This is a genomic window from Labilibaculum euxinicum, assembly GCF_963678175.1.
GTDB lineage: Bacteria > Bacteroidota > Bacteroidia > Bacteroidales > Marinifilaceae > Labilibaculum > Labilibaculum euxinus.
Genome location: NZ_OY782756.1, coordinates 2563456 through 2585864, shown reverse-complemented (window position 1 = coordinate 2585864; position 22409 = coordinate 2563456). Strand labels below are relative to the sequence as shown.

The 22409-nt window shown below is 34.3% G+C and carries 22 protein-coding genes and 1 pseudogene; 2 read left to right on the top strand and 21 right to left on the bottom strand.

Annotated features, from left to right (window positions below):
- Positions 1-42 precede the first annotated feature (42 nt).
- From ACY0M5_RS10390 to ACY0M5_RS10330, 13 genes and pseudogenes are all read right to left on the bottom strand, one after another.
- Entirely contained in the window at positions 43-777 is a 735-nt protein-coding gene (locus ACY0M5_RS10390) for an MIP/aquaporin family protein (protein WP_124993827.1), read from the bottom strand.
- 115 nt (positions 778-892) lie between these two features.
- Entirely contained in the window at positions 893-2392 is a 1500-nt protein-coding gene (gene glpK, locus ACY0M5_RS10385; protein WP_461629044.1) for a glycerol kinase GlpK, read from the bottom strand.
- A gap of 582 nt (positions 2393-2974) precedes the next feature.
- Positions 2975-4537, bottom strand: coding sequence for a glycerol-3-phosphate dehydrogenase/oxidase (locus ACY0M5_RS10380; protein ID WP_156195774.1), 1563 nt, complete (start codon positions 4535-4537; stop codon positions 2975-2977).
- A gap of 37 nt (positions 4538-4574) precedes the next feature.
- On the bottom strand, positions 4575-4721 hold the full coding sequence (locus ACY0M5_RS10375; protein ID WP_154675811.1) for a hypothetical protein: 147 nt from the start codon (positions 4719-4721) through the stop codon (positions 4575-4577).
- 369 nt (positions 4722-5090) lie between these two features.
- Positions 5091-6587 carry a glycerol kinase GlpK gene (gene glpK / locus ACY0M5_RS10370; protein ID WP_191991633.1) on the bottom strand — a complete coding sequence of 499 codons (1497 nt, stop codon included), beginning with the start codon at positions 6585-6587 and terminating at the stop codon, positions 5091-5093.
- Positions 6588-6618: 31 nt separating this feature from the next.
- The gene (locus tag ACY0M5_RS10365; protein ID WP_101311822.1) at positions 6619-6972 is read right to left on the bottom strand and encodes a PadR family transcriptional regulator; all 354 of its coding nucleotides are present in this window, start codon (positions 6970-6972) and stop codon (positions 6619-6621) included.
- 74 nt (positions 6973-7046) lie between these two features.
- A complete protein-coding gene (locus ACY0M5_RS10360; RefSeq protein ID WP_461629043.1) occupies positions 7047-9239 on the bottom strand; it encodes a DUF748 domain-containing protein in 2193 nt (730 codons plus the stop codon).
- 134 nt (positions 9240-9373) lie between these two features.
- Positions 9374-10195 (bottom strand): mechanosensitive ion channel family protein, encoded by an 822-nt coding sequence (locus tag ACY0M5_RS10355; RefSeq protein WP_124993822.1) that lies wholly within the window; start codon positions 10193-10195, stop codon positions 9374-9376.
- A gap of 21 nt (positions 10196-10216) precedes the next feature.
- Positions 10217-10366 (bottom strand): annotated as a pseudogene (locus ACY0M5_RS10350) (OmpA family protein); the annotation flags it as partial.
- 189 nt (positions 10367-10555) lie between these two features.
- On the bottom strand, positions 10556-12355 hold the full coding sequence (locus ACY0M5_RS10345; protein WP_461629042.1) for a DEAD/DEAH box helicase: 1800 nt from the start codon (positions 12353-12355) through the stop codon (positions 10556-10558).
- Between the two features lie 175 nt (positions 12356-12530).
- Positions 12531-12929, bottom strand: a complete 399-nt coding sequence (locus ACY0M5_RS10340) for a hypothetical protein (protein WP_156195779.1) — start codon at positions 12927-12929, stop codon at positions 12531-12533.
- A 28-nt stretch (positions 12930-12957) separates the two neighbouring features.
- The gene (locus tag ACY0M5_RS10335; protein ID WP_156195780.1) at positions 12958-13572 is read right to left on the bottom strand and encodes a class I SAM-dependent methyltransferase; all 615 of its coding nucleotides are present in this window, start codon (positions 13570-13572) and stop codon (positions 12958-12960) included.
- 22 nt (positions 13573-13594) lie between these two features.
- Positions 13595-14281, bottom strand: coding sequence for a GumC domain-containing protein (locus tag ACY0M5_RS10330; protein ID WP_124993817.1), 687 nt, complete (start codon positions 14279-14281; stop codon positions 13595-13597).
- A gap of 318 nt (positions 14282-14599) precedes the next feature.
- On the opposite strand from ACY0M5_RS10330, the gene ACY0M5_RS10325 reads away from it, so the two are divergent.
- On the top strand, positions 14600-15823 hold the full coding sequence (locus tag ACY0M5_RS10325; protein WP_461629041.1) for a carboxypeptidase-like regulatory domain-containing protein: 1224 nt from the start codon (positions 14600-14602) through the stop codon (positions 15821-15823).
- Positions 15824-15849: 26 nt separating this feature from the next.
- On the opposite strand, the gene ACY0M5_RS10320 is transcribed toward ACY0M5_RS10325, so the two are convergent.
- The 8 genes from ACY0M5_RS10320 to ACY0M5_RS10285 all read right to left on the bottom strand — a co-directional run bounded on the left by ACY0M5_RS10320 (position 15850) and on the right by ACY0M5_RS10285 (position 21471).
- Entirely contained in the window at positions 15850-16371 is a 522-nt protein-coding gene (locus ACY0M5_RS10320) for a GNAT family N-acetyltransferase (RefSeq protein WP_124993815.1), read from the bottom strand.
- Positions 16372-16491: 120 nt separating this feature from the next.
- A complete protein-coding gene (locus tag ACY0M5_RS10315) occupies positions 16492-16905 on the bottom strand; it encodes a DUF5606 family protein (protein WP_124993814.1) in 414 nt (137 codons plus the stop codon).
- Positions 16906-16997: 92 nt separating this feature from the next.
- Positions 16998-17717: a TerB family tellurite resistance protein gene (locus ACY0M5_RS10310; RefSeq protein WP_461629040.1), complete on the bottom strand. Its 720-nt coding sequence runs from the start codon at positions 17715-17717 to the stop codon at positions 16998-17000.
- A 126-nt stretch (positions 17718-17843) separates the two neighbouring features.
- Complete coding sequence (gene coaE / locus ACY0M5_RS10305; protein ID WP_461629039.1) at positions 17844-18437, bottom strand: dephospho-CoA kinase; 594 nt, start codon at positions 18435-18437, stop codon at positions 17844-17846.
- Positions 18438-18481: 44 nt separating this feature from the next.
- Complete coding sequence (locus ACY0M5_RS10300) at positions 18482-19492, bottom strand: CdaR family protein (protein ID WP_461629038.1); 1011 nt, start codon at positions 19490-19492, stop codon at positions 18482-18484.
- Between the two features lie 51 nt (positions 19493-19543).
- On the bottom strand, positions 19544-19864 hold the full coding sequence (yajC, locus tag ACY0M5_RS10295; protein WP_191991632.1) for a preprotein translocase subunit YajC: 321 nt from the start codon (positions 19862-19864) through the stop codon (positions 19544-19546).
- A 56-nt stretch (positions 19865-19920) separates the two neighbouring features.
- Entirely contained in the window at positions 19921-20394 is a 474-nt protein-coding gene (locus ACY0M5_RS10290) for a DUF1573 domain-containing protein (protein WP_461629037.1), read from the bottom strand.
- Positions 20395-20520: 126 nt separating this feature from the next.
- Positions 20521-21471 (bottom strand): transcription antitermination protein NusB, encoded by a 951-nt coding sequence (locus ACY0M5_RS10285; RefSeq protein WP_461629036.1) that lies wholly within the window; start codon positions 21469-21471, stop codon positions 20521-20523.
- Between the two features lie 286 nt (positions 21472-21757).
- Between ACY0M5_RS10285 and ACY0M5_RS10280 the strand changes: the two genes are divergently transcribed.
- On the top strand, positions 21758-22153 hold the full coding sequence (locus ACY0M5_RS10280) for a DUF3276 family protein (protein WP_124993808.1): 396 nt from the start codon (positions 21758-21760) through the stop codon (positions 22151-22153).
- Positions 22154-22409 lie beyond the last annotated feature (256 nt).

Genomic DNA, 22409 nt, shown 5'->3' with positions numbered 1-22409 from the left:
AAATCTCATTAGACAGGTTAATTTTTGTAGTGGTTAATTTTATTATAAAGACATAAAAAGTACTGCAGCAATTACAGCTCCCAATACTGGTGCTACAATTGGGATCAAAGAATATCCCCAATCACTTGTTCCTTTATTATCCATTGGAAGAATTGCGTGCATAATTCTTGGACCTAAATCTCTTGCCGGATTAATTGCATATCCTGTAGTTCCACCAAGTGAAAGACCTATAGCAACAACCAATAGGGCAACAGGTAAAGCACCCAAAGTTCCCAATCCAATTTTAGCACCTTCTATTCCTGAAGCTTGCAAGGATGGACCTGCTAAATAAAAGATTACGAATACCAATACAAACGTTCCTATTATTTCGCTAATTGCATTGCTGGTAAGGTTCCTAATAGCTGGCCCCGTAGAGAAACAAGCTAATTTCGCTCCACCATCTTCTGTAGCATTAAAGTAATCGCGGTACATTAACCAAACCAAAAATGCTCCCATAGCCGCACCCAGCATTTGTGCTGCAATAAAAAAACCAACCTTCGACCATGCAAACATACCTGCAACTGCAAGGCCAATAGTAACAGCAGGGTTAAGATGTGCTCCTGAAACAGGACCTGCAACTGCAACTCCGGTAAATACCGCTAATCCCCAACCTAAAGTGATAACTATCCAACCACTGTTATTTCCTTTTGTTTTATTCAATACCACATTCGCTACCACACCATTACCTAGTAAAATTAGCAGCATTGTTCCTAAAAATTCTGCAATAAATTCATTCATAATATAAAATATTAAACAGGTTTTGTTATTAAAAAAAGAAAATACCAGATTGTTTCTTTTCCTCCAATCTATCCATCACAAATCTGGTATTAATTCAAATAGCTTTTATTTAAGCTTACTCTTCGATATCCCAATTCTTAGAACGTCCTAAAGCTTTATTCCAACCGGAAATAAGTCTTTTAGATTCGTCTTTAGCCATTGTAGGTTCGAATTTCTGATCCATCTGCCATTGATTTTTAATATCATCTATACCATCCCAATATCCTACTGCTAAACCAGCTAAGTAAGCTGCCCCCAAAGCAGTTGTTTCAAGAGTCTTAGGACGATAAACCGGTGCATCAAGTACATCCGACTGGAATTGCATTAATAAGTTGTTAATTGCAGCACCTCCATCCACACGCAGTTCTCTAATTTCGATTCCAGCATCAGCTTCCATCGATTTCAAAACATCCATTACCTGGAAAGCGATTCCTTCCAAAGCAGCTCTTGCAATGTGAGCAGCGGTTGAACCTCTTGTAAGACCTATAATTGTTCCTCTGGCATACTGATCCCAATGTGGAGCTCCTAAACCTGTAAGAGCAGGAACCATAAATACACCTCCATTATCTTTTACTGAAGTAGCCAATGCTTCAACGTCTGCAGATGATTTAATAATACCTAATCCATCGCGTAACCACTGTACAATTGCACCTCCCATGAAAATACTTCCTTCCAGACAGTAAGTAGTTTCACCATTAATTTTCCATCCAATAGTGGTAAGCAAGTTATTTTTAGATTTTACCGGCTTATTTCCTGTATTACAAAGCATGAAACAACCTGTACCATAAGTATTCTTAACAGAACCCGGCTCTATACACATTTGACCGAAAGTTGCAGCCTGCTGGTCGCCAGCGATACCAGCGATAGGTACTTTATGCGCAAATAATGTAGAAGTTGTATATCCGTAAATTTCAGAAGAAGACTTAACTTCCGGCAACATACTTCCAGGGATATTTAACAGCTCTAACATTTCAGTATCCCACTTAAGAGTGTTAATATTATATAACAGGGTTCTACTTGCATTACTTACATCGGTTACATGAACTTTGCCTTTTGTTAATTTCCAGATCAACCAGCTATCAATAGTACCGAATGCCAACTTACCAGCTTCTGCTTTTTCACGGGCACCTTCAACATTGTCAAGAATCCATTTCACTTTCGTTCCTGAGAAATACGAATCAATAATCAATCCTGTTTTATCCTGAATCATCTCAGCATGTCCGGCAGATCTTAATTCATCACAATATTTTGAAGTTCTTCTATCCTGCCAAACAATTGCGTTATAAATTGGCTCACTGGTTTCACGATCCCAAACGACAGTTGTCTCTCTCTGGTTGGTAATACCAATACTGGCAATACTTTTACCATCAACACCTGCATGAGTAATTGCTTCTGCTGCCACACCTGCCTGAGTAAACCAAATTTCATTTGCATCATGCTCCACCCATCCTGGCTGAGGGAAAATTTGTGTAAATTCTTTTTGCGCAGTACTAATCATCTCGCCTTTCTTGTTGAAAACGATAGCACGAGAACTTGTAGTTCCTTGGTCAAGTGCTAAAATAAACTTGTCTTTCATATTAATTCTAATTTTGGGTTATTGTGTTATTTAATTATCAATTTAATAGTAAGCTTATCGATAGATAACAATCCGGTTTTATAGATTTCTATCAGTTCGTATTGTTTAAAGGATCGCATAGAAAGAAATACGGATTTTCATTTCAATTAAAATATTGTATTTAGTTCGTTTGTTATTTAATTAAATCGATTGCGTTATTCACTCAAAACAAAAAAATCCAACGCCAATACTGCTAATCAAAATAGTAGGGCACAACAAATATCTTATCCACTTCTTCATTTTATCCGTAAATTTCCATTTCTGTAATCGATTGCAGCAACATTGTAAAAAAAATCCCACTTAAAACTTCCCTTTTCAACATATCAACAGCTCTGCAAGTTTTTCTTTTTAGAGGATGGAAGAAAGGTGACAAAAATAATCACCTTTCTTCCTGGTGTAAAATGTAAGTGGATTTACTCTGAGTTAATTTTGTGCCAAAAACTAACTGATTAATATTATTATACTTAACAATTACAGCAGTACCTTTTTAATTTCCGAAGTACTGCTAACTTCTCACCGCAAATCCACTTCCTCAATTACTAATTATTGTAATATATATCGAGATGCTAACTCACTATATTCTTTAATCTGATTTTCTTCCCACTGTTTATCATATCCTAATTCTTTGGCCAACAATTCAGCAACTTTAGGAGCCATCAAAACACTTTCTTTTGCATCCAAAAGCAAACATCTTGTTCTACGGGATAATATATCTTCAACCGTTCTGGCCATCTCGTGTCTTGCTCCCCAAACTACCTGAGCATTAATCACCTGCAATTTCTCACTTAAATATTGGTCTAGTCCGGTTTCTTTTTTTGCAAGATTTAAGATTTTTTCCTCATCAGAACCATAGAAAGACATTGGGTTTTTCAAATCAACACCATTCTTATAGCCATGTATTTTCAAATTACGGGTAATCGATTTCTTTTCCGCCAACTTACCTGTTTTTGCTACAGTATCAATAACATCCTCTGCCATTTGGCGGTAGGTAGTCCATTTACCTCCGGTAATTGTAACCATTCCTGATTTTGAAACTACAATTTTGTGTCCTCTCGAAATCTCTTTGGTTTTCTTCCCCTCACCACTTGGTGCCGCTAAAGGTCTTAAGCCTGCAAATACACTTCTTACATCAGATCTTTTTGGCGGTTTTGTTAAGAATCTTCCTGCTGTTTCTAAAATAAAATTAATCTCTTCTTCCAAAGCTCTTGGTTCCAATTCTGCAGAATCCTTTTGTACGTCAGTTGTACCAACTACAACCTTACCATGCCAAGGCACTGCGAAAAGCACACGTCCGTCGGATGTTTTTGGAATCATAATAGCATGATCACCAGGCACAAACTCCTTATCCAACACCAAATGAACCCCCTGACTAACTTTTACTATATCTCTTGCTTTAGGTTCATCCATCTTGATGATTTCATCTACAAATACACCTGTAGCATTTAGAATAACCTTCGCTTCCAAGGTGTATTTGGAACCGCTTTCCATATCTGTTACCAATACAGCATTTACTTTACCATTGGATTTCTTTAATCCATCTACCTTCATGTAGTTTACAGCAACGCCACCATTTTCTACAAATGTTTGACACAAATTAACCGCTAATCGAGCATCATCGAATTGACCATCGTGATAAACAACACCACCGCAAAGATTTTTCTCTTGTAAGGTTGGAATGTATTTTAACGTACGCTTTTTTGAAAAAGGTAAAGAACGACCATAACTTAATTTCCCAGCCATTAAATCATACATGGTAAGTCCTAATGTGTAGTAAGGAGTTCCCCACCAAGTATAATTAGGAATAATGAATGATTGATCTTTCACAAGATGAGGAGCATTTTGTTTCATTAAACCTCTCTCCCGAAGCGCTTCCAATACAAGAGAAATATTTCCTTGTGCCAGGTAACGAACTCCTCCGTGTACCAACTTGGTACTCCTGCTCGATGTTCCTTTAGCAAAATCATCTTGTTCCAAAAGCAAGGTTTTATATCCTCTTGTTGCAGATTCAATAGCTGCACCTAAACCTGAAGCACCACCACCTACAATGATAACATCCCACTTCTGATCCAATTTTTCAATTTCCCTAATCATCCTATCTCTTTCCATAACAGCTCAATAAATAGTTTATTCCTAATTTGAACTACTAAAGTTCTTTTTCCCAAAACTCCCAAATACTTCCATAAACATTTTCCTCATCACGAACACAGTTGTTTTTTTGCAGCACCAAAATGTCGAGGAAAAAGTCGTAAAGGCGATCGCCTACTTCCAAATTAAATCTCTGATCTTCCATTGCTAAATAATTTTCATTTAAAAATTAAATCTGTATACACAGTACATAGTATAGCTATGTTTCTTGTGAAAAAAATTGGAAGTATTACTTCCTGCGGATTATTATTGAGATTTTAGATGTTTCTAAAGCCTTTAATAAATCCTTCTTTACAAAGCTAAATAAAATACTTAGCTTTGCAAGGTATGTAGTATTATAATTGTTAATTCTTATTTAATCTAAATTCCATAGCTAATCAATAAAATACTAACAATGAGTTAGTTATGATTCTAAATAAATATTAAATTTCTTAAGAAAAACAAAAAAATAAACTCTTAAAAACAAGAACGCCACACTTATTAAGTATGGCGTCCTTTATAAAAAATAGAATTTTTATTCATCAGAATCAATCCAGTTTAAGGAACGACTTACTGCCTTGTCCCAATATTTTTTATGGTGCGCTACAGTTTCCTTTTCCATTAAAACATTAAATTCCTTTGCTATCTTCCAATGTTCTCTTATTTCATCTGTATCTTTCCAGAAGCCAACCCCCAATCCTGCCAAATAGGCTGCTCCCAATGCTGCAATCTCCTTAATTCTAGATTGAACCACAGGAATATCATAAAAATCAGCCTGATATTGAAGTAAGGTATTATTCACCATAGTCCCTCCTGCTCTAAGTTGTTTAAATTTCATCCCCGAGTCTGCTTCCATTGCTTTCAATACATCTGATGATCTGTGAGCAATCGATTCTAATGAAGCCCGGGCAATATGACCAATACTAGTTCCCATATTCAATCCCCAAAATGTTCCTCTGGCGTATTGATCCCAATAAGGTGCTCCTAATCCAGTAAAAGCAGGTACAATATACACCCCGCCATTATCCTTTTCGGTAAGAGCAAGAATTTCAATTTCCTCGGTGGAGTGAATTAAACCCAAACCATCGCGGAGCCACTGAACCACCGCACCACCAATAAATACACTCCCTTCAAGTGCATAAGTAACCTTATCTCCAATACTCCAGGCAATTGTTGTAATTAGGTCGTTTTTTGATTCAACCGGCTGATCTCCAGTATTCATTAAAATAAAACAACCCGTATTGTAAGTGTTTTTCACCATTCCCTTCTCGAAACAAACCTGCCCAAACAAAGCTGCCTGCTGATCCCCACAAATTCCTGAGATTGGTATATCAGTCCCAAACATCGATCTTTTTGTACTTCCGTACACTTCACTTGATGAGCATACTTTTGGCAGCAGTGAAGCGGGAATGTTCATGATATCCAATATCTCCTGATCCCATTCCAATTCATGGATATTATAAAGCATTGTACGACTTGCGTTAGACACGTCTGTAACATGCTTTTCTCCCTTGGTAAGCTTCCATATTAACCAACTATCTACGGTACCAAAAGCCAGCTCACCTCTTTCTGCTTTTTCTCTTGCTCCTTCAACATTATCAAGAAGCCATTTTATTTTTGTTGCGGAAAAGAAAGCATCAAGAATTAAACCCGTCTTTGCTTTTATCAAGGAAGCGTAACCTCGTTTCTTCAATTCATCACAAATATGAGAAGTACGTTTATCCTGCCAAACAATAGCATTGTAAATAGGCTGACCAGTTTCCTTATCCCAAATAATAGTAGTTTCCCTTTGATTCGTAATACCTATACCTGCAATATCTGCTCCGGTCAGGCCCGCTTTTTCCAAAACTTCTTCTGCAACTGATGCCTGAGAATACCAAATCTCCTTGGCATCCTGTTCAATCCAACCGGGCTTAGGATAGTATTGTTCATATTCTTTTTGAACCAAAGAAACAATTTCTCCATCCTTATTAAATATTATTGCTTTCGACACTGAGGTTCCTTGATCCAAGGACAAAATATACTTCTTCATCACCTACTAATTATATGATTTCTCTGGTTATTTAAACACTTTCTTTGATCCTCTCAATCGAAAGGTTTAAAGCATCAACATATTCTCTCATCACCATTAGATGAGCAGTTCCTTCTTCGGTAAGTTTATAATACTTTCGTGGAATACCTGTATCCATTTCGGCCCATTCTGAGGTAACCAATTTTTCTTTCTTCAATCGATTCAATAAGGGATAAATAGTACCCTCAGCAATTTCGAGTGATGTAAATTGATTCATCTCACTAATTAGCTCGTATCCATAACATGGCCTGGACCGCAACAATAGCAGAATAATATATTCAAGAAGTCCCTTTTTAAATTGGGACTTCCACTTCGTTATAAAATATAAATTTATTTCTTCATTCATGATTTAACAAACATATAAAAAAACACCTAGTTTTACAAGATACTATGCATCAGTATAATCATCCACATTAAATATTATTGTAACGATACCTCAACTCGAAAATTTGGAGTACGTTGTTCCTCAGACAAATTTCTTAAATCAGTCCTTTTCATTTCAAATGCACTTATATCTACTAATAAATTATTAATCAGGTGATTTGAAACAAACTGGTTTCTTTTCTCATAAAGTTTATCGAATAAAATGCTTATTTCCTGTTCTCCAATTATGGCAATACAATTGTCTTGAATTGATAGTTCCGCACTCGACTTATCCTGATTAAAAATATAGGTTCTAAATTCCGGACTGTTATTTGCCCATTCCATTAATTGAAGATTCGGAATAATCTTCTCCTCCATGGCTGTTGATTGAAAAAAACGATTTGCACATTCTCTTACTGCGAGTAAAATCCTTTCTTCACCAATATTTGTTTCCTGAGAAAATGAAAATTTTAAATCCGGTTTTTTCTTAAGTATATCTGCAATTGTTTCCAATGTATTTATTTGTGCAGCATCCAAACTATCCTGTAAAAAATGAAACGGTATTTTTTCAATACTTTCAGGATTTGATCCAACTAAATTACCCAATAACCCAAAAGGTTTACTGGCTGTTTTCACCAAAAAATTCATAAATGTCTTCCATATAATTTTCCCTACTCTAAATTCCGGATCTTTTGGATTCCCAGAAACAGGCAGGTCAAATTTAATCTGATCATTTTGATCTTTTAATAGATACAAAGCTAAACGTACCGGAGCCTTTATAGTATTGGGATCTTTGGTCTTATTCCCGAAATCAAATTCCGATACTTTTATTTTATTCATATTTTTTAGCGATACTGAAGTCATATCCAGACTACAATCATAAGTTAGCTCTCCTTGAGTAATAGGTCTTGCAATATAAAACTCCGTATATGGTGAAAAGCTCATCAAATCAAGCCTTTCAATCTTTCCACGCATATTAAATTGTGTTGCATCTTTTAAACTAAAAACAGCAGAACCGGAAGATTTCCCTCCTCCATTCAAATTCATTGAATAAGCAACTGGGATCTTCGGTACATCTGCATTAACAGTTCCCATATTAATATTGATATCATGCAGATCGTAAACAAATTTTCGATTTAATGTATGATCAGTAAATTTCACAACTCCCTTAGTAAGAACGATTGTATCCAGTTGATAAAACAATGAAGATTCCTGTTCCTCTTTAGCAATAGTGTCAACAGAAAGTGTATCTGATTTCAAGTAGGGCTCAAATATCTTCTCAAAATTGCTGTCATCAGAATATAAATCCGCATAAATAACCGGCGAATCCATACTAACACGTCCTATTTCATAATGGGAAAAACCAATATGCAATGAATCTAAAACCACTTTTGCTGCTTTCGCTGATACAAATGGATTTTCCTCAGAATCATATATCGAGAACTCTTGAAGAGCTGCATCTCCCTTAACAAAAACATCCATAAAATCATTCATACTTCCATTAATGTTAAGCTTCGTATCCAACAAGCCTTCCATTTTTGAAACCATCATATAATCTTTCAAATAGACCACAAAAGGACTAATATCCAAAGAAGTAACTCCTAAATTAATGGTATATCGTTTTATAGAATGATCGATATCCGCATTGATGGAAACATTCCCCGTTTTTCCCATTGAAAAATTAACACCCATCTCTGATTTGTCATTATTCCAAGCAATTAAGGGTAATTCAATATTAATATTCTTGAGATCAATATTGTTATCTTTTTCCTGATCAAGGTAATTAACGTGCCCGTTTTTAATTTCGATATTCCGAATTTCAAACTTCACAAGCTCATTGTCCTCTTTTAAATTAGTACTATCAACAGCTTGCGAATTATCTTCTTTTATCAAATCACTAAAATTAAATTCTTCTAAATTCTTTATTACCGATACATTTAGTCCATCCAAATAAATTTCACTAACAGAATACTCTCCAGCCAATAATTTCCAAGGGTTAATATTCACATACAATTCATCGAAAGAAACAAAATTGCTGTTTCCATCTAATTCATATAATCTAAATCCTTTTACTCTTGCCGAAACCTTGGCATAGTTAAAATGAAGTTCTGAAATTTCAATCTTACGCCCAATCAGTTCTTCCGAATTCTTATTCACCCAATACCTAACAATTGCAGACAGCATTAGGAAGATAAAAAACAGCACAATGGCAATTGAGCCAATAATTATTTTTCCTTTGGTAAGTTTCATCATAATATCTTTAAAGTTTACCCAACAAAAATAGAAAATACATTGTTTGATAATACATCAATTTGTACTTATCTCAGGCAACTGTATAAAAAAAAGGGAGACGAAAGTCTCCCTTGAAATACACTCCTCGTTTATTAATGATTATAAACGTGAACATCGCGTTGTGGGAAAGGAATCCCAATATTGTTCTTATCGAATTCTTTCTTCACTGTTTCTTGCATATAAAAGAAAACAGTCCAATAATCGGCTGCGTTTACCCATGCTCTTACGGTAAAGTTAACAGAACTGTCTCCCAACTCAGAAACCGCAATAAAATGCGCAGGATCCTTAAGTACACATTCGTGATTAACCAGCAGTCCATTCAAAATCTGTTTTGCTTTATCAATGTCATCAGAGTAACCAATTCCAAACTTCATATCAACCCGACGTGTAGGTTGTGTTGAATAGTTTATCATAGAACCTGTTGCCAAACCTCCGTTTGGAATAATAATGGTTTTATTATCAAAAGAAAGCATTATTGTATTAAAAAGTTGAATTTCCTGAACAACTCCAGCGTACCCCTGAGCTTCCAATACATCACCAACCTTAAATGGCTTAAAAATTAAAATCATTACTCCTCCTGCAAAATTCTGCAAGGTTCCTGATAAAGCCATACCTACAGCCAAACCTGCTGCTCCTAAAATTGCAATAAATGAGGTCATCTGAACACCAACCATTCCTACTACAGTAATAAATAGCATAACTTTCAACAGAATCCCAAATAAACTTACAACAAATGGTTTCAAAGTAGGATCCATATCCCTCTTATCCATCACCTTAGAAACACCTTTTACAATTGCTTTAATAATCCACAATCCAATTACTAAAGTTACTAAGGCTAATAATAATTTAGGAGTATACTCTAACGCCATTGTCCACAACTGATCCGATTTACTATACACAACATCCAAATCCATTTTTTTAATATATTTAAGTGATTATTTAATTACTAATTCAAATTGTACTCTTCTATTTAAAGCTTTTCCTTCAGCTGCAGCATTTGTTGATATTGGATTCAACTCTCCAAAACCTTTAGCTGAAATTCGCTCAGTCACGATGCCTTTTTCGGTTAAAAACTTCTTGGTTGCATTGGCTCTTTTTCAGATAATACATTGAGTAAAACATTTCAATTAGAATAAAAATAAATAAAATCAACAGAATATAAAATATATATTTGATCAAAACATTACCTTTTTACTCTAAACTTAAGATTATATATATTATAATTCTTACTATACAAAAACCAGATCAAAATTAACTGCAAAAAAAAAGGAAGCTTACGCTTCCCTTTTCTTTCTTTCCGAATATCTCGGACTATCACTTGCTTTCCTTTTTCTATCTCTAAAAGATTCTTTTTTGTTTCCTCCGCGATCAGATCCTCCTCGACCTCTGTCAGAACCAGATCTGTCAGATCTCTCACCTCTCGGTCTGCCTTTTCTATGACTATCGCTACCTCCACTCGTTGGGCGATCTCCGGACACTTCAATACGGATGCTTCTACCCCCTACAACTGCTCCGGCAAAACCTTTTACAATATCGTTAGTAAACTCTTTTTCCACATCAAAGAAAGAGAATACACCTTTTAAATCTACTCTACCAATATTCTTTCCTCTAACACCACATTGCTTATGAATTAAAGTCAATAAACGAGGGACATCAATTCCATCTTTTATTCCAATATTAATAAACATACGATCTTCATTGCTATCACGACTCTCACTTGCTCTTTGAGCTCTTTTTTGAGTAGATGATTTCATATTCAAATCAGGAGTATTTTTGTAATAATCCATAAAACGGTTAAACTCAAGAGATACAAATTTCTTAATGATATCTTCTCTGCTTAATTCGTTTAATTCGCTGCTAATAGCTTCAAAATATGTTTCGATATTATTCTCTTCAATATCTACCTCTTTAATACGGTTCATAAAGTGAAGCAATTGCCTTTCACAAACTTCTTCACCACCAGGAACCTTTACCTGAGCAAATTCAACATTTAGTTTCTTGGAAAGATCTCTTACTTTTCGCTCATCACGAGGCGTAATTAAAGAAATTGAAATACCTGATCTACCCGCTCTTGCTGTACGACCACTTCTGTGCGTATAAAATTCCAACTCATCAGGTAAGTTGTAATGAATTACATGAGTAAGATCGTCAACATCAATACCTCGGGCTGCAACATCTGTAGCAACTAAAAGCTGAAGAGTTTTATTTTTAAAGCTTCTCATCACTTTATCACGCTGAACCTGCGAAAGATCACCATGCAGAGCGTCTGCAGAATATCCGTCTTTCATTAATAATTCGGCTACTTCCTGCGTTTCCTTTCGGGTACGACAAAAAATAATTCCAAATATATTAGGGTAATAGTCAACTACTCTTTTAAGAACATTATATCGATCACGATTATTCATTAAATAATACTGATGCTCAATATTTACATTGGAAGTGTTCGCTTTTCCTACTGTAACCTCAACAGGATCAGTCATGTAGTTTTTAGAAATTCTACGAACTTCGGCAGGCATAGTTGCAGAAAACAACCATGTTAACTTATCTTCAGAAGTAGAAGAAAGAATTACATCTATATCCTCTTTAAATCCCATGTTAAGCATTTCATCTGCTTCATCAAGAATTAAATATTCAATTTTAGATAGATCTACTGCTTTACGTCTAATCATATCAAGTAGACGGCCAGGAGTGGCAACAATAACATGTGCTCCTCTTCTTAATTTCCGGATTTGATCATCAATGCTGGCTCCGCCATAAACGTTTACAACATTAAGATTCAAAATATTTTTAGAAAATAATCTTAAATCGTCTGCAATTTGGATTCCCAATTCCCTTGTAGGGGATAGAATCAAAGCTTGTGGTAATTTTACGTCTTGTTCGATTAGTTCGAGCAAAGGTAAACCATAAGCCGCCGTTTTCCCAGTTCCAGTTTGAGCCAAACCAACGAAATCCGATCTTCCTTCCAATAGTACTGGAATTGCCTTTTCTTGGATAGGTGTTGGATTTACGAAGCCTAACTCTTTGATAGCTCCTAGGATAGCCTCAGAAAGGCCAAGATTTTCAAATGAATTCATTCTATAAAATTTATGAGCCGCAAAGATACGAATTTAATAATGAACTAAGCCATCTTTTTTAGTATTATCCTGCAGGAGAAAATAATAGCAGGTAAACAGGAAAGTATGAATAAATTTCACATTGAAAATCACAAACTTACAAAAAATAAATCCATCAATATTTTCAACACTACTTTCAATTTTTCACAAGCATAAAAACCACTTCTGATTTTATTATAGAAGGCAACTCTATTTTTCGAAGCTCTAAACTTCTTAGCCAACCTTCCATTTCATTCTCTTTTAAGCTATAAAGAACCTCACGAAATTCATCAATTTGATCGTCATTAAAATCATTCTCTTCAAAGCTCTTATATGCGTCTAATTCCTCGTCCTCGTAATATATAATTTCCTCAGACATCCTATTAATCAAATCGGTTTCACAAATCTCGTGAGCACCGCAACACTCTTCTATTGGCTCTGCATAAACTTCACTTTCTACTTCCTTATTGTTTTTTGATTTCCAACGTTGTCCTATATAGGTGGTTAGTAATGCAATTCCCGCAATCCCCACAAGTGCTATCAATAAAACTTCCATGAGCACAAAGCTAAATATTCACAGTTAATTAATCAAGATATCCCGATGTTCTTTTTTTTCCAACAAATCGCACAACCATTGCTTTCCCATCATGTAATTTGCCTTCTGAAAGATGGGTTTCAACCTCCTCCAACAGTAAGATGTCAAATTCTTCAAAATCTCTTCTGATTTCTGATAGATCGTAGAGCATATCCTCGTTTGATGGTCCACCGGATTTACGGCCAATCTGATTTTTCGAAAAAACCTCCATTAGAACTACTCCACCCGGCTTCACCGAATCGGCAACAAATCGATGTGCGATAAATCTTTTTTGTGAGGGCAAATGCAAATAAAGCAGAGCTGCAACATCATACTTTTCCTCAATTGAAGGATGGTCTAATATACTTTCAGTATAAATATTCACATCAACCTTTTGCTCTGCAAAAAACCTTTTAGCGTTCTCCACAGCTTTCTTACTGTAATCAAAAGCATCAACCTTCCATCCTGCACAAGAAGCATAGGCTGCATTTCGCCCCTCTCCTTCACCCGGCAATAATAATCTTCCCGACTTAAGAAGATGCAATTGTGTTACAAAAAACAAGTTTGCCTTTTCGCCATAAATATATTTCGATTCAGCATAACGCTGATCCCACATCTCCTTCATATATATTCGATTTTTAAAAAGCCTATTTAGCAACTGCTTTCTCGTACTCTTTTTTATACAATTTAACTTGATTGGTCAATTTTTCAATTTCAGCTTCATTCTCATCTTTAACTTTTCTTAACCAACTCAACTTTCCATCTTTTTCTTTAATTTCCGCTTTCAGACTTTCAATCTCCTTGTCTTTCATTGAGATCAGATCTCTATTCTTTTGTGTTTCTGTTTCGATCTTCTTCTTTTCCCAATCAGCTTCAACACTGGCTGTCTTTAAATCTTGACTCAACTTACCTGATTCTGTTTTCAACTCATCAATTTGTTTTAGCAAACCAGAGATTTTCAAATTATTTTCTTCATTTAGATTCAAAGCAGAATTGTACTTATCCAATGTTTCCATCAACTTAACTTTAAGCTCAGTGGTATCGGAAGCAAGTCCCATTAATTCGGTACTCAAATCATCAATTTCTGTATTTTTCATAGCATTACTCTCCGACATGCTATTCTTCATCTCATTGTACTCAGCCAATGTTTGATCCAATTTGGAGTTTAGCTCAGTAATCTGCGTGCTTTTTTTTGAATTCTCGCTATCGAGAGCAACAACTTTGGCATCACTTCGGCGTTTTGCATATTCTAATTCTTCATATTTTTTCTTGGAAACAACACACGACAGAAGAAAAAAAGGAAGCATCGACAGGACAAGAAATTGTTTTTTCATAGGATCACTATTTGTTAATAGATTTATTATACCAAAACCAAATTGGCAAGGTCATAATATTAGCATAAATGTAAACGAAGATATTTCTTATTCGACAAAAAATAAACTCATATCATAAAAATTAACATTTTTTATCATGAAAACCAGTTCTTTTTCTTTCCAAAATCTATCATAAACATATCTTTGTACTAATTATTAATTCTTAATTTTAACAAATAAGTAAAAATATTGGCATTAATTTCTTTTTGTGGCAAGAGAATTGATAGCTTACTTATAACTTAAATTTTTATTTATTCAAAAATCAGCAAACCCATACTTATGCAAAAATACATTATACTTCTCCTTGCTCTCATTACCTTGTCTTTTTCAACAACGGCACAGAAAGATAACAACGAAGAAAAAACAAAGTTAATCCGGATTGTAGGGAAGCTTACAAATGAAATCAATAATGAACCGATTCCTTTTGCAAATATTGGAGTTCTTGGATCATATATCGGTGCAGCATCTAATATGGATGGAGTTTTCGAACTTAAAATATCAGGAGATTTATTTGAAAAAACCATACAGGCTTCAGCAGTTGGTTATTCCACATTCTCAAACAGTGTGAAAAACTGCATACAAGAAGATACATTGATGATAAAATTAACGCCAAAAAATTACAGCATTGCTGAAGTTGAAGTAACTGCTCAATCATTAGTTCTGAAAAAGAGAATTAAAACTGCAATTGAAAAAATTCCGGAAAATTACCTGCAGACTCCTTTCAATTACGATGTTTATTATCGCTCCGAAAAATTCGAAAACAAAAAACTAAACCGGCTTAGAGAAGCTGCAATTCGTATTTATGACGACAAAGGATATCAACGGACAGATGCTTATCAGGTATTTAAAGAACGTGGTTATAAGTTTTTGCAGGTAAGAAAGAATTTTGAGCCTTCATCGCTTGCCGACGGGTCGACCTATTTAGACGAATTATTGGAAATGGACATTGTACGTGGTCGAGGAAATATACTGAACGACAACCATTTAGATTTTTACGATTTAAGCCTGGAACAAATTACAGAGTACGAAAATGACTCAATCTGGGTGATCGCTTACAAGAGCAAAAGACCAATGTTAAGCAATACAGGAGATTACTATGCCAAAGAATATTCGGGTAAAATCTACATCAAAATAAAAGATTTTGCTGTGATTAAAAATGAAACTCATGTTGTTGCCAGTAATTATTCGTCGCAGGGAAGAAGTTTTTACGTTAACGAAGAACGGCAAAAGTGGAAGCCATTAAAAATAGAATACGATTTTAGTGTTACTTACAAGCAACATTCAGGGAAGTATTACTTAAGCTATGTGAACTACAAGCGTCATCACAAAGTAGTAGATAAAAAAACGAAAAAAATCACTTCAACGGATATCAACACAGAAATGCTGATAACCCAAATTAATACCAACAAGCCGGAAGTAATTGAGAAACGAGCATATTATGAAAATATGCCTTACGATAAAAATTTCTGGGAAAGTTACAACATCATTTTTGATGGGAAATAAAAAAAGAGGCCAAAGCCTCTTTTTTTTTATCTTCTAATTATAGCAAAAATCAATTGATCCAAATAATTGCCATTCTTGTAAACGGCATTCTTTAAAACAGCTTCCTGCACAAAACCTGCCTTTTCTAAAACTTTTACTGATCCAATATTCCCTTCAAAAACATTTGCATATAATCTCACAATATTCATATGCAAAAAAGCATGATCTACAGTTTCCTTTACCACATGCGTCATGATCCCTCTATTCCAATACTTTTGCCCGATCCAATAACCCAATTCAGCGGATTTACAAAAAACATCTTCCTGTTGTTCCACACCAATACAGCCAACCACTTCTTTATTCACCTCAATTGCCATAAAATACCCCTTAGCAACATGATTTACAAAATGAATCCAACGATGAGCATCCTTATGAGTATATGGATATGGAAAGCTGTTCTTTAAAAAACGGGATACATCCAAATCACTTGCAGATTTAACAAGATCCTCTTCGTCGCCAAATTTCCATTTCCTTAATAAAATACACCCTTTATCAATTTCTGCTGCCATGGCAAACCTCCATTTTCAATTTCTACTTACAAGTACGTTAAAAAAACTTTGTTGGCAATCAAATATGCACAAAAAAAACTGCCCATAATATGGACAGTTTCTTAAATGATATAGAAGTTTTTATTCTTCCTCTTTAATTTCTTCTACGGCTTCTTCAAGATCCAACAAATCATTTTCCTGTAGAATATTGTACCACTGAAAAACTTTTTTCATATCAGAAACATACACCCGATCTTCATCGTAATTAGGCAACACTTCAGTCATGTAAGCTTTCAATTCATTCCCTGAAGCTTTGTGACTTATTGCCTGACCTCCATTTTCCTTTTCCTTAATACTTTTAAAAACAACTGCTAACTGAACATCTCCTTCATCAGTAAAAATAGCAATATCTTCTAAAGCACTAATTTTAGAAGAAGCATAAGCTGCCATACGCTTTTTATCAATCAAAGATTCCACAATTAAAGCATTCTTTGAGTTAGACACCATTTTAAAAAGACCTGAATGTCCTGCTATGGCCAATATTCCTTTCAACATATTTTCGTTTTTATATTTGGAAGCACAAATTTATAATTCAATTGTAGTAAAAAAAACAATTTTGCAAAAAAACATCTTAGAATTAATCCAGATTACGCAAACCCTCTTTCTTTTTTAATTTTCTCGAAGGCTTCACTCAACTTCTGAAACTTCTCCTTTGCAGCCTCCTGCACATCTTCACCCAAGTAGCTCACTTTATCCGGATGATATTTAGCTGCCATTTTCCGATAAGCCTTTTTAACCTCAGCGTCAGAAGCATCACGTGTTAAGTCAAGAATCTTATAACTTGATTCTGTGGATTGAATAAACATAGACTTAATCGAGTTGTAATCACCCGACTGAATACCCAAATAGTAAGATATTTTATCAATAACATTTAATTCAGACTCAGAAACAATTCCATCAGCCTGAGCAATTCCAAATAGAAAATGCATCAGCTGTAATCTGGAGGAATAATCAAGATTGTGCTGAATTTGCTGACATACCTCCTCAATCGGTATATTTTGCTTTAGAATATCACGAAGTACAGTAATTGCTTCACCAGCTCTGCCAACACCAAAACTTTTTACCAGATATCCTTTTACGTAATCTAATTCTACTTTTAATACTTTTCCATCTGCCTTCATTACAGCAGCAACCAAAATAAGCAAGCTCATTACAAAATCACCTTGCCTTGTAGCTCCTCTTACATGACCGTTCTCAATTTCAACTGTATCAATTGCCGATCCCAACATAAATCCCAATACTCCACCAATTGGACCTAAAAAAGCCCAACCTAATCCTCCGGCAATCCATCTTCCGTATTTTCCCATTTTTCGGCACTAAATTATTTTACAATCCCAGTTTTCTTTAAACAAAGAAAACAAAAGATCACTTAATTAGAAATCGCACTTCTGAAAAAGCGATTCTATTAACAAAGTTTAACAAAAATTTTAAATTTATTTATTGACTAAAGACCTGATTTGTTTGTCTATTCGTTCAATCTGAGGAAGAATTAACTCTGTATTGTTATAAATTACAAAATCAGCTTTTTCAATTCTTACCGATTCCGGAAGTTGACTTCTCATTCTCTCCACAATCAGCTCCCTGCTTATCGAATCCCGTTCCATGACTCTTTGAATCCTTATCTCGTCTTCTGCTGCAACTGTAATTATCTTATCAAAATTCTTGTACAAACCACTATCAAAAATTATAGCCGATTCTTGTATTACATAGGGCGTTTGAGAATGTTGTTCGCACCACCTTATAAAATCTTTTCGAACTGCAGGATGAACAATCGAATTAATATCTTTTAATGCTTCCGAATCATTAAATACAATTTCGGCAAGTAATTTTCGGTTTAAATTAAAATTAGAATCATAAATCTGATCCCCAAAACGAGAAACCAATAAGTTCTGAAGTTCCGCATCTGAAACCATTAACCTTTTCGCCTCATTATCTGCAACATAAATAGGTATCCCCATCATTTCAAATGCCCGCCCAACAATTGATTTTCCAGATCCTATTCCTCCTGTTAAGCCAATTTTCAACATTCTTGAAATATTTTATAATTCCTTTTTATAAAAGGCATACTGATTTATTCGAATGATTTCTTCTCTTTCAGATAAGTAACTTCCTGAGGATAAAAACGAACATTTGTTACGAAACCGGGACTGCTTAATAACTGTATCTTTAACTTATTACTACCCTCATCTGAAGTTTGATTATAATCCACTCTCACATCGAACAAATCAACCGAAACCTTATCATGCTTTTTAAATCCCACAAAATAAGATACTTTAACATCGCCCGGAAATAACCTTAGTAATAAAGAATCAGGAAGATTGCTCACTTTAATAGGAACAGTAACTTTTTCTTCAGTAAATTGTTCAACTGGAACCGTTATTTCAACTTTCCGTTGATCAAACTCAAGACCTCCTATCTGTTTTAAACTTACTTTCTTTTTAACCGTTTTATGCAAATTAGTTAAAACGAGTTTCTCGGTTTCCACAAAATCAATACTATCGAGAATTGAACTAGGCCCTTTCACAACCACACTGTCAAATTCCAAAGAGATTGCTTCATCTAACATGAATTGCTGCTCAAAGCTACTCGACACATTACTCTTAATAGGAACCTTCTTTTCTACAATAGGAGAAAACTCAAAACGTATTGTATCCGGTGATATACTTACTAACTTAATATTTGAAGACAAATCTCTTTCGAACCGGCTCATAATTTGAGCTGTAGCCAGAGAATAGGTTTGAAGAGTTCTGTTTTCTATGCGATTATTAGTATAAAACCCAACATCGAAAGGATTTGAAAGGAATGCCGTACTTATTTTATAACGTATTAAATCAAAACCATACGCATTAACTTTTAAGGCTAATTTTTCCGGCAATTTATTGGTAAGAACTTTGTTCTGCGGTAAATTAACATACCGAACAGGATAATGCACTGTGGTTGTATATTCTTTTCCTAAAGCATTTAGGAACCAAAATATTGTAGCGATCCCAACAAAAAAAACATACACAAGCAGTTTTTTATTCGAAGCAATTTTTTCTGTATTAAAAAGCTCCTTTATCTTTTGAAGATCTGGAATACCCAATGCTAGAAAAATTTAGAAGAAGACTGTGCTCAATGAGCACAGTCTAAACTATTATTTTTGAGCAACATCGCTCATATCTTTAACTACTGCAGCTTTATCAATTTTCAATCGGTTTTGTCCTTCAACTTCCATGATAATTACAGTCTCCTGTATTTCAAGAACTTTACCATAAATACCACCTGTAGTTACAACCTTATCTCCTTTTTTCAAATCTTCACGAAATTTTTTCAATTCCTTCTGCTTTTTCATTTGCGGACGAATCATGAAAAAATAAAATACCACTACAATTAGAATTAGAGGTACAAATTGCATGATAGGGTTCTGCCCCTCTTGAGGTTGTGTCATCAATAAGATGTTCAATAAATTATCCATTTCAATCCTAAATTTTAAGGCCAAAGGCCATATTAATTATACAATTACTAATTATTCTATTTCACTTGCGCTGTAATCACCAACTCTTTTGTTCCGGATAAAGTATTACAAAAAATGGTAATCACCTTGTATTGTTTTCCGTATCTTCCTTCAGAGTTAAACTCCACTGTTATATGTGATTCTTCACCAATTTTCACTGGCTTCCTCTCCCATTTCACCGCAGTGCAGCCACAACTTGTTTCAACATTCTTAATTACTAAATCTTTCGACCCAATGTTCTTAAAAAAGAAATCACAAACAACGATTTCACCTTCTGAAATCACCCCAAATTTATGTATTTCTTTAGTAAACTCAAACTTCGGAAAACCATTCGACCGAATAATCTCCTCAGAATTTTTTTCTTGAATCAATTTACCGTCAGGTTTACCTGTTTTATTTGAAGTGCATTGTACTAAAAATGAGAACAAAATTACCACAAACAGTATACTAAAAAGATATTTTCCGGTTTGAAGATGAGTATTTTTATTCATTAATTGTTCAAACATTTTGGTTCCCGAATGTAGTGAATTTTAATGGAAGTACATTTGCTTCTCTTGATAAAATAAAAAATGCGCATTACCGAAAGATAAGCGCATTTTAAAGTATATATTTTGGAATTATTTTCCTTCTATTAAGCCTCTGCCCACTTTTTTAACAGTTCCATTTGATTTCAACTCCTGAACCATTTTATCAAGAATTCCATTAATGAAATTACTACTGTTAGCTGTACTGTAGAATTTGGCAATTTCAAGATATTCGTTAAAACTCACTTTAACCGGAACACTTGTAAACTCCTTTATTTCTGTAAGGGCCAGCTCCATGATCAAAATATCCATGTATGCAATACGCTCCAAATCCCAATTTTTGGTATTCGCCTTAATCAATTCCAAATGATCAGTATGATTGATAATGGCCTTGCGCAACAATGTTTTCACAAAATCCTCATCATCACGATCCTTATACAAAGACATTAAAGAAGCGTAAGTGTCATCAGTTTGAGAAAATCCTTTTATAGTTCTCACAACCATGCTAATAATGAACTCTACTTCGTCATTCCAATAGATGCTTTTCTCTTCCATTAAGCTGTAAAAATCCTCATCTGCAGCAATAATATGAGTAAAAAACTTCTCTACAAATTTCTTATCAGAAGCATAAGTGCTCTCTGGTAAGGCCATATACTCATTATACAAATCTGAATTAATCAATTTGTCATGCAAAATCCGAACGTAATCCTCTTGATCGCTCCAATTTACGGTGTGCGACTTAGAATAACTATTCAACTGAATGTTATCTGCCAACTGTCTGATTACAGAATTATTAATAAATCTTGTGTTGGGATTTAAATCCTCATGAGATGGAATAATTTTGCCTCTTGAGTTTTCAATTTTCTTTTCAGAAACAAAAGCAACATCCACAATAAGTAGAAGTAAATAATGATACAAATCGTAAGCTTTTCCGACGCTAAAAAATAATTCCTTTTCGGCCTTAGCTATTGTGCGATCCTGGTTTTTATAATAGGCATACAAAATCTGCAATACCTTAACACGAAGCAATCTTCTACTAATCATACGTTTAAAGAACTTGTCAATTACATTAATTCGGTTGCAAAAGTAGGCTTTTTTTACTTGTTAACAAGAAAAAACCAACAAATAAGATAAAATAATTAAGCCTCCCAACAAAATAGATTTACATATTAAAAACAAGTAAAAAAACCACCTATGCCCTGAAAAGGTTTGCATACTCATTTTAAATAACCACATTTTCCTCAATAAAATACATATTCATAATAAATAGTACGTATATTTTTTTATTTTTGAATGTATAAAATCAAAATAAATAACAAATTATTTTCAAATGGAAGGTTACGATAAAAAGGAAGGGTTTGAAAAACATAATCGAGATGAAATTTATTCAAATGCGGTAAGAGCGGGGAAAAGGACTTATTTTTTTGATGTTAAAGCAACAAAGAAGAACGACTATTACTTAACAATCACCGAAAGTAAAAAACGTTATGACAAAGAAGGAAATTTCACCTTCGAAAAGCATAAAATATTTTTGTATAAAGAAGATTTCGATAAATTTTCAGATGGCCTTTTAGAGGCAATTGATTTTATCAAATCTTCAAATTTGGAGAAAGAAACTGACGAAGAAACTTATGCAGATTCAGAATACCATGAACCAGCAACAGTTATTGAAGGATTTGATTCAGAATCCTTTACAAATGTAGAATTTGAAGATTTAACGGAATAATAATTCCATATATGTTTATAAAAGCTGTCCTTTCTGGCAGCTTTTTTTTGTTCTTATTCAATCCATATCAATAAAAAAGCAAGTCAAAAAGTCTATGTTTCCTTAAAACGCTTACTTTTGCCCAAATTTATATTTAATTTTGCCAATCTGATTAATTATTACACATCCCGGATTAAACACAATGAATTGAAAAGGTTAAAATACCTACAATTAGGGATTGCAAGTCACCTATTTTTCCTATACGTTTGACAAGCAT

Excerpts from the sequence above, each read along its gene's own strand:
- ACY0M5_RS10320 (WP_124993815.1), bottom strand. The coding sequence starts at position 16,371 with ATGGCAGCAGAAATTGATAAAGGGTGTATTTTATTAAGGAAATGGAAA.
- ACY0M5_RS10360 (WP_461629043.1), bottom strand. The coding sequence starts at position 9,239 with ATGAAACTTACCAAAGGAAAAATAATTATTGGCTCAATTGCCATTGTG.
- ACY0M5_RS10325 (WP_461629041.1), top strand. The coding sequence starts at position 14,600 with ATGCAAAAATACATTATACTTCTCCTTGCTCTCATTACCTTGTCTTTT.
- yajC (WP_191991632.1), bottom strand. The coding sequence starts at position 19,864 with ATGGATAATTTATTGAACATCTTATTGATGACACAACCTCAAGAGGGG.
- ACY0M5_RS10315 (WP_124993814.1), bottom strand. The coding sequence starts at position 16,905 with ATGTTGAAAGGAATATTGGCCATAGCAGGACATTCAGGTCTTTTTAAA.
- glpK (WP_461629044.1), bottom strand. The coding sequence starts at position 2,392 with ATGAAAGACAAGTTTATTTTAGCACTTGACCAAGGAACTACAAGTTCT.
- ACY0M5_RS10390 (WP_124993827.1), bottom strand. The coding sequence starts at position 777 with ATGAATGAATTTATTGCAGAATTTTTAGGAACAATGCTGCTAATTTTA.
- coaE (WP_461629039.1), bottom strand. The coding sequence starts at position 18,437 with ATGTTGAAAATTGGCTTAACAGGAGGAATAGGATCTGGAAAATCAATT.
- ACY0M5_RS10285 (WP_461629036.1), bottom strand. The coding sequence starts at position 21,471 with ATGATTAGTAGAAGATTGCTTCGTGTTAAGGTATTGCAGATTTTGTAT.
- ACY0M5_RS10280 (WP_124993808.1), top strand. The coding sequence starts at position 21,758 with ATGGAAGGTTACGATAAAAAGGAAGGGTTTGAAAAACATAATCGAGAT.
- ACY0M5_RS10365 (WP_101311822.1), bottom strand. The coding sequence starts at position 6,972 with ATGAATGAAGAAATAAATTTATATTTTATAACGAAGTGGAAGTCCCAA.
- ACY0M5_RS10330 (WP_124993817.1), bottom strand. The coding sequence starts at position 14,281 with ATGAAAAAACAATTTCTTGTCCTGTCGATGCTTCCTTTTTTTCTTCTG.
- ACY0M5_RS10355 (WP_124993822.1), bottom strand. The coding sequence starts at position 10,195 with ATGGATTTGGATGTTGTGTATAGTAAATCGGATCAGTTGTGGACAATG.
- ACY0M5_RS10340 (WP_156195779.1), bottom strand. The coding sequence starts at position 12,929 with ATGGAAGTTTTATTGATAGCACTTGTGGGGATTGCGGGAATTGCATTA.
- glpK (WP_191991633.1), bottom strand. The coding sequence starts at position 6,587 with ATGAAGAAGTATATTTTGTCCTTGGATCAAGGAACCTCAGTGTCGAAA.
- ACY0M5_RS10290 (WP_461629037.1), bottom strand. The coding sequence starts at position 20,394 with ATGAATAAAAATACTCATCTTCAAACCGGAAAATATCTTTTTAGTATA.
- ACY0M5_RS10345 (WP_461629042.1), bottom strand. The coding sequence starts at position 12,355 with ATGAATTCATTTGAAAATCTTGGCCTTTCTGAGGCTATCCTAGGAGCT.
- ACY0M5_RS10380 (WP_156195774.1), bottom strand. The coding sequence starts at position 4,537 with ATGGAAAGAGATAGGATGATTAGGGAAATTGAAAAATTGGATCAGAAG.
- ACY0M5_RS10335 (WP_156195780.1), bottom strand. The coding sequence starts at position 13,572 with ATGAAGGAGATGTGGGATCAGCGTTATGCTGAATCGAAATATATTTAT.
- ACY0M5_RS10310 (WP_461629040.1), bottom strand. The coding sequence starts at position 17,717 with ATGGGAAAATACGGAAGATGGATTGCCGGAGGATTAGGTTGGGCTTTT.
- ACY0M5_RS10375 (WP_154675811.1), bottom strand. The coding sequence starts at position 4,721 with ATGGAAGATCAGAGATTTAATTTGGAAGTAGGCGATCGCCTTTACGAC.